This window comes from Streptomyces sp. YIM 98790, from assembly GCF_011421595.1.
Taxonomy (GTDB): Bacteria; Actinomycetota; Actinomycetes; order Streptomycetales; family Streptomycetaceae; genus Streptomyces.
In genome coordinates this window covers 60,095-67,279 of sequence record NZ_WTLH01000010.1, presented here as the reverse complement: position 1 = coordinate 67,279, position 7,185 = coordinate 60,095, and the positions used below count along the sequence as shown (strand labels likewise).

Genomic DNA, 7,185 nt, shown 5'->3' with positions numbered 1-7,185 from the left:
CCGCACCGCGGGCCGCCCGCCCGGGGAGACGGGCGGGCGGAGACGGGCGGGCGGGGCGCCGCTTCCCGGGGCGGGGCGGGCCGGTGCGGCTCAGCGGGTGGGCGGGCCGGCCATGTGGCGGGCGATCACCATGCGCTGGATCTGGTTGGTGCCCTCGACGATCTGCAGCACCTTGGCCTCGCGCAGATACCGCTCGGCCGGGAAGTCCGCGGTGTAGCCGTAGCCGCCCATGAGCTGCACGGCGTCCGTGGTCACCCGCATGGCGGTGTCGGTGCAGAACAGCTTGGCCATGGCGGCCTGCCGGGAGAACGGCTCCCCGGCGTCGCGCAGCCGCGCGGCGGCCAGGTACAGCGCCCGTCCGGCCTCGATCTGGGTCGCCATGTCGGCGAGCATGAACCGCGGGCCCTGGAAGTCCAGCACCGGGCGGCCGAACTGGTGGCGCTCGGCGGTGAACCACAGGGCGGTGTCCAGCGCGGCCTGGGCGACGCCGACGGCGCAGGCCGCAATGCCCAGCCGTCCGGAGTCCAGGGCGTCCAGGGCGATGGCGAAGCCCTGGCCCTCGTCGCCTATCCGGCGGGCGTCCGGCACCCGTACCCCGTCCAGATGGACCTGGGCGGTGGGCGAGCCGGCCAGCCCCATCTTCCGTTCCGGCGGGGCGGCGGCCAGCCCGGGGGCGTCGCCGGGGACCAGGAAGGCCGTGATGCCGCGCGGACCGTCCTCGCCGGTGCGGGCGAAGACGGTGTAGAAGTCGGCGATGCCGCCGTGCGTGATCCAGGCCTTGGTGCCGGTGAGCACCCAGGAGTCGCCCTCCCGCACCGCCCGGGTGCGCAGGGCGGCCGCGTCGGAGCCGGAGGCGGGCTCGGAGAGGCAGTAGGCGCCGAGGGCGCCGCCGCCGAGCATCCCCGGCAGGTGCGCGGCGCGCTGCTCCTCGGTGCCGTATCCGGCCAGTGCGTGGCAGGCCAGGGTGTGCACGCTGACGCCGAGGCCGACGGTCAGCCGGGCGATGGCCAGTTCCTCCAGCATCTGCAGGTAGACCTCGTAGGGCTGGCCTCCGCCGCCGTACCGCTCCGGGTAGGGCAGGGACAGCAGTCCGGTCCCGGACAGCTGCCGGAAGGTCTCCCGGGGGAAGCGGGCGGCGGCCTCCTCCTCGTCGGCGACCGGGACGATCTCCTTCCGGATCAGTTCCCGGACCAGTTCCAGCAGGTCACGGGCGTCTTCGGTGGGCAGGGTGCGCCGCACCGGCTGCGGGCGGGTGTCGGGCGTCACGGCGGGGGTCATCTCGCTCCTCCCTGTCGGGCGCTGGGGCAGCGGTCGCCAGGGATGGACGGCGGCGCTGCCGTGCTGAGGTCTGCGGGTACGTGCCGGGCCGGCCGCCGGATTGCGGCGGCAGGCCGGTCACGTCCGGCCGCCCGAGTATGCCCGATCGCCCCCGCGCTCACGAGGGCGCCCGTCGGCCGGCAGGCCCCGCCCACCAGGGTGCGGCGGCGCGGGCCCGGGCGCACCCCGGCACGGACGGGAGCCGGGGCCCCGCCTCAGCGGATGCCGGCCGCGGCCAGGGCCTGGCGCTGGTCGGTGCTCGGGTGCAGCGGGAAGAGCAGGTAGCAGATGCCGCCGGTGCCGGAGGCGGGGGTGCCGTCCGCGGTGCGGCGGCGGGTGCGCAGCCAGATGTTCTCGAAGGCGCGGCGCGGGTAGACCCGGCGGACGTCGGCGTTGTCCCGGCCGGCCGGGTCGTGGGCCACCACATCGCCGTCCGGGGTGAACCCGGTGACGGTCATCAGGTGGCCGGCCGTGCCGTAGCCGGCGCCGGGCAGTTCGGCGGCGTGGAAGGACTGCGAGGTGATCAGCGGGATGCCGGCCCGGATCAGCCGTTCGGCGTGTGCCAGCGAGGGCAGCCGGGTCACCACGGCCTGGATGCCGGGGTGCGCGGCGGCGGCATAGGCGGTGTTGAAGGGCCAGTTGCCGCAGCCCCGGTAGGCGTGGTCGTAGGTGTGCCGGGCGGCGTGGCAGATCTGCGGGTCGTCGTAGGAGGGGTCGACCCAGGCGAGTTCCTCGGCGGTCGGCCGGTGCCCCCAGTACTCCAGGATCATCTGCACCGAGGTGGGGCTGCACCATGCCTCGCCGCCGTTGTCGTACTCGGGGTAGCGGCCGGTGTGCACGTTCTGCGAGTAGGCCGGGACCGGCAGCTCGATGCCGGCGGCGGGGCCGGGCGCGGTGGCCGGGACCTCCTCCCGGGCGGGCACCGCGGAGGCGAGCACCCCGGCCCGCCACACCGCGGGGGTGGCGGCCGTGCCGGGTGCCCGGCAGAGGGTGAGCCGCAGCCGGCAGGCGGTGAACCGCGCCGGCGCCGCCCCCGAGGCGGCCTGCTGCGCGGCGTCCGGGGCGGCGCTCTCCCCGCCGGCGGGGGGCGGCGGGGTGAGGGCGACGGTGTCGGTGTGCACGGCGCTGCGGCCGTCCCGCTGGCCGTCCACGGAGGTGCGGCGGATGTCCGCGTCGCCCGCGGCCCAGTCGCCGAGGACGTACCAGGGGGTGTGGCCGCCGTCGGAGTAGGCGGCGCGGAGTTCCACGCGCAGCCAGGTGCCGGGCGGGGTGGCGGCGTTCCAGGAGACGATCAGTTCGTCGGCGGGGACGGCCGGGCGGTGCTCGGGCGAGAGCCAGCGCGCGTACTCCCAGCGGTCGGTGCGGCCGGTGTGCGGGTCGGTGCGGTCCAGGGTGCCGTGCGGGCGGCCGGTCACGATGCACGGGCGCGGCAGGGCAAGGGTGTGCACGCCCTGCGCGGTGCCGCGGTCCCAGTCGGCCGCGGTGGTCCAGGCGTGGTACTCCAGCGCCGGTCCGCCGTCCGCGGGCAGCGCCGGGCCACCGCGGCGGCCCTGAGGTGAACGCGGCGGGCGCGGCCCGGCCGGCGGGGCGGCGGAGGCGGGCCCGGTGCCGGCGGCGAGCGCGCAGAACAGGGCGGCGGACAGCAGGGCGCGGCGGTGGGTCACGGTGTTCTCCCGGGGTCCCGGTGGACGGATCGGCGGGCGGGTGCCGGGCGGGTGCCGGGCAGGGCGTCCGCCCGTCCACTATCCGGCCCGCCTGCGCTGACGGCCAGTCACGGCACGCGGGGCGCCCGTGCGGCCACACGCGCCGATGCGCTCCCCCGCGAGACCCGGTGAGGGCCGCACCGGCGCACGGCGCGCCGTACGCTGTCCGGGTGATGACCGCCGAGGATTCCGCGCCGGCCGCGCTCGCGGCCCGGCTGCGGGCGCTGCGCCCCTCACTGGGCCCGGTGCGGCTGGTCGGTGTGGACGGGCACGCCGGCTCGGGCAAGAGCACCCTGTGCGCCGCGCTGTCCCGGACGCTGGGCGGTGCCCCGGTGGTGCATCTGGACGACCTCGCGAGCCACGAGTCGCCGTTCGGCTGGACCGGCCGCCTGACGGAGCAGGTGCTGACCCCGCTGGGCCGCGGCGAGCCCGCCCGCTACCAGGTGTACGACTGGGAGCGGCGCGGGTACATCCACAGCAGTGTGGTGGAGCCGGCGCCCGTCGTGCTGCTGGAGGGCGTGGGGGCGGGCCGGCGCGCGGTACGGCCCCATCTGGCCTGCCTGATCTGGCTGGAGGTGGACCGGGAGAAGGCCTGGGCACGGGGACAGCGGCGGGACGGCGCCGCGCTGGCCCCGTTCTGGGAGAGCTGGAAGCGGGCGGAGCTCCGGCACCTGGCCGAAGATCCGTCAGCACCCTTTGCCGATATCCTCCTTGTGCCTCGCGGCGGTACCTGTCAGTTCCGGGAGCGGAAGCCCCGGACGCCGGCGGCGGGAGGCTGAGGAGCCCGTTGTGGGGGACGTCATGAGTTCAGGCACGCACGACATGCACGGCCGGCGCACGGCGGCGGACGTGGCGTGGCTGCGCGGAGTGGACGCCTATGTCGCCGCCGCCTACGCGGACGCGGAGGAGTGCTTCCGCGCGGCGGTGCGCGAGGATCCCGGCATGGCCGACGCCTGGCTCGGCCTGCACGCGCTGCGCTCGGACGTGACCACCGCACTGCTGCGGATGTACGAGCACCGGGACCGGTTCGGGGAGCAGCGCGCCCGGCACCGGCGGCAGCTCAGCTCCTGGTACTGGCTGGGCTGGTGGGTGCAGCCGGTGCTGGAGACGGAGCGGGATCTGCGGCTGGCGCACGCCTCGCATCTGCTGGACGGACGGCGGCTGGCCGAACTCGACCAGGCACTGGCCCGCTGCCCGGCGCCGGACACCGATCCGCACGCGCGGTTCCTGCACGCCTGCCGGGCCTATCTGGCCAAGGACTGGGAGGGCCTGTTCCGCTACACCGCCTCGCTGGTGGACGACCCGCAGCTCGGCGTGGAGGCCGGGCTGTTCGCGGGCATGGCCCGGGTCCGGATGGAGATGTTCGAGCAGGCCGAGCCGCTGCTGGCGGCGGCGCTGATGCGGTGCCGCAGCGAGCAGCCGCAGCGCAAGGAACTGCGCTACTGGCTGGCCCGGGCGCGTGAGGGCAGCGGGCGCAGCGCGGCGGCGCTGCCGCTGTACCGGGCGGTGTACCAGACCGATCCGGAGTTCATGGACACCGGCGCCCGGCTGTCCGCCCTGGCGGACGAGGACGAACTGGCCGGTCCGGGCGGCCCGCTGCCGCACGACGCGGGCGAGGGCACGCTGGAATTCTCCGACGACATACCGGTGGCAGGGGGTGAGCGGCGGACCGTGGTCGCCACCGGGGTGGAGCCGGCGGGCGGCGCGGCCGGCTGGTCCGGACGGGACGGCGGGCGCGGCGGCTACGCCCCCGGGTCCGGCGGCGGCGAGGTGCGGCAGCCGGACAGCGCGCTGCTCGCCCGGGCGCTGTCCGAACTGGACCGGATGGTGGGGCTGGAGCCGGTCAAGGAGCAGGTGCGGGCGATGTCCGCGCAGCTGCGGATGGCCCGCTTCCGGGCCGGGCAGGGGCTGCCGGTGCAGCCGCCGAAGCGGCATTTCGTGTTCTCCGGCCCCTCCGGGACGGGCAAGACCACGGTGGCCCGGATCCTGGCCAAGGTGTTCCACGCCCTCGGGGTGCTGGGCCACGACCGGCTGGTGGAGGCCCAGCGGGCGGATCTGGTGGGGGAATTCCTGGGCCAGACCGCGGTGAAGGCCAACCGGCTGATCGACTCGGCACTGNGGGCCAGACCGCGGTGAAGGCCAACCGGCTGATCGACTCGGCACTGGGCGGGGTGCTGTTCATCGACGAGGCGTACAGCCTGGTGCACTCCGGCTACAGCAAGGGCGACGCCTACGGCGACGAGGCGCTGCAGGTGCTGCTGAAGCGGGCGGAGGACAGCCGGGACCACCTGGTGGTGATCCTGGCGGGCTATCCGGAGGGCATGGAGCGGCTGCTGGCGGCCAATCCGGGGCTCGGCTCGCGGTTCACCGCCCGGGTGGAGTTCCCCAGCTACCGGCCGGACGAGCTGACCGCCATAGGCGAGCTGCTGGCCGGCGAGCACGGCGACACCTGGGATCCGGAGGCCCGCGAGGAGCTGCGCTCGATCTGCGGGCACGTGGTGGCCGAGGGCTGGATCGACGAGCTGGGCAACGGCCGTTTCCTGCGCACCCTGTACGAGACGAGCTGCGGCTTCCGCGACATGCGGCTGAGCGGCATGGCGAGCACCCCGTCCCGGGGCGATCTGTCCACGCTGCGGCTGCCGGACCTGATGCAGGCGTACGGCGAGGTGATGGCCGGGCGCGGGATCACGCCCACCGACCGCCCGGAGCCGCCGTCCGGCCGCTGAGCGGGCCGTCGGTCCGGCGGTGTTCCCGGGGGCCGGGTGGGTCCCGGTCCCCGGGTCCCGCCCCCTCCGGCAGGCCGTGCGCCCGGAGCGGGGGCGGCGTCCCCGTTGCCCCCGTGGGACACCGCCCCCGCCCGGGCCGACCGTACCGGCCCCGGGCATTTCCCTGTCCCCCCGCGGGACCCCCGGCGGCCGCGGCAGCGTGTGCCGTCCGGCACCGGATGGCCGCTCCCGCTCTACGGGGTCGGCGGGAGGGCCATCCGGTGCTCCTCAGCATCTGTCAGCGCGCGCCGGAATTCCTTGCCAGTTTCTGCACGGTGCTTGTCGGGGACTGCACGGGCTCGTCGCCGCAGGCGTACTGCCGCCAGTCCCGCGGCGGCAGGCCGTAGGCGGCGCGGAAGATCCGGCTGAAGTGCGCGGGATCGGTGAAGCCCCAGCGGGCGGCGACGGCATGCACCGGCCGGTGGCGCAGGGCCGGGTCGGCGAGATCCCGCCGGCAGTGTTCCAGGCGGCGTGCGCGGATCCAGGCCGCCGGGGTGGTGCCGTCCTCTTCGAACAGCGTGTACAGGTGGCGCACCGAGATGTGGTGCGCGGCGGCGATGCCGGCCGGGGAGAGGGACGGGTCGGCGAGGTTGCGGCCGATGAAGTCGCGGACCCGCACCCGCAGTGCGCTTCTGCGGGACTCCGGTGCCACAGCGGTCTCGGCGTCCAGCGAGCGGGCGAGCAGGCAGGTGAGCAGGTCCGTGGTGACCGAGGCGAGGGTGGGCAGGTCCTCGGGGGTGAACTCGTCGGCCCGCTGGGTCAGATCGGCCAGCCAGCGGCGGAAGGTCCCGCCCATGCCGCCGCCGGCGGGGAACGGGACGGCGAGCAGCCGCCGCACCTCCCGCTCCGGCAGCGGCACCAGGGTGTGGGGGATCTGGATGACGAGGTGACTCCACCTGTCCGGCAGCCCGTTGAAGTCGCCCCAGTAGGGGCGGCTGGTGTCCAGCATCACGACATCGCCGGCGCGGAACGTCGTGCCGGTGTCGGTGCTGCCGGAGCCGGAGGTGCTGACGCTTCCGTCTCCGCCGCTGATGCAGTTGACCAGATAGCGTTCCGGGTCGCCCTGGCGGATCAGCCTGGAGGGGCGCGCCACCTGGAGATGGGGGAAGGCGAGTGCCGAGAGCTGGATCTCCCCGAGGTCCAGCAGACGCATCCGGGCGAGGAAGTCGTCCTTGTCCGCGCTGCGCAGCAGGCACCGGGCGTGTGACTGGCAGGTGACGTCTCCCCAGAGCGGAAACCTCTCCGCTGCCGTCACCTGTTCCGTGGTGAAGTCGGTCACCGGCATGCGCCGTCCCACCCCCGTGTCGTTCCGTCCGCCGTTCGCGGCTTGAACCTGACACGGAAGGTACAGGCGGGTCGAGTAGCACATCGGCCACGCTTGGCCGCGACCGGCCACGGGT

The 7,185-nt window shown here is 75.5% G+C and carries 4 protein-coding genes and 1 pseudogene; 2 read left to right on the top strand and 3 right to left on the bottom strand.

Annotated elements, in window-relative coordinates; translation table 11 throughout:
• Positions 1 to 90 precede the first annotated feature (90 nt).
• Together GQS09_RS03695 and GQS09_RS03690 are read right to left on the bottom strand one after the other, a co-directional pair.
• Positions 91 to 1,278: an acyl-CoA dehydrogenase family protein gene (locus GQS09_RS03695; RefSeq protein WP_165984502.1), complete on the bottom strand. Its 1,188-nt coding sequence runs from the start codon at positions 1,276 to 1,278 to the stop codon at positions 91 to 93.
• A 254-nt stretch (positions 1,279 to 1,532) separates the two neighbouring features.
• On the bottom strand, positions 1,533 to 2,981 hold the full coding sequence (locus tag GQS09_RS03690; RefSeq protein WP_313895973.1) for a peptidase C39 family protein: 1,449 nt from the start codon (positions 2,979 to 2,981) through the stop codon (positions 1,533 to 1,535).
• A gap of 212 nt (positions 2,982 to 3,193) precedes the next feature.
• On the opposite strand from GQS09_RS03690, the gene GQS09_RS03685 reads away from it, so the two are divergent.
• A complete protein-coding gene (locus GQS09_RS03685; protein ID WP_165984510.1) occupies positions 3,194 to 3,799 on the top strand; it encodes a uridine kinase in 606 nt (201 codons plus the stop codon).
• A 10-nt stretch (positions 3,800 to 3,809) separates the two neighbouring features.
• Positions 3,810 to 5,746: pseudogene (locus tag GQS09_RS28510) on the top strand (AAA family ATPase).
• A 277-nt stretch (positions 5,747 to 6,023) separates the two neighbouring features.
• Here GQS09_RS28510 and GQS09_RS03675 read toward each other — a convergent pair.
• Positions 6,024 to 7,070, bottom strand: coding sequence for a helix-turn-helix domain-containing protein (locus tag GQS09_RS03675; RefSeq protein ID WP_165984501.1), 1,047 nt, complete (start codon positions 7,068 to 7,070; stop codon positions 6,024 to 6,026).
• Positions 7,071 to 7,185 lie beyond the last annotated feature (115 nt).

Excerpts from the sequence above, each read along its gene's own strand:
- GQS09_RS03695 (WP_165984502.1), bottom strand. The coding sequence starts at position 1,278 with ATGACCCCCGCCGTGACGCCCGACACCCGCCCGCAGCCGGTGCGGCGC.
- GQS09_RS03685 (WP_165984510.1), top strand. The coding sequence starts at position 3,194 with ATGACCGCCGAGGATTCCGCGCCGGCCGCGCTCGCGGCCCGGCTGCGG.
- GQS09_RS03675 (WP_165984501.1), bottom strand. The coding sequence starts at position 7,070 with ATGCCGGTGACCGACTTCACCACGGAACAGGTGACGGCAGCGGAGAGG.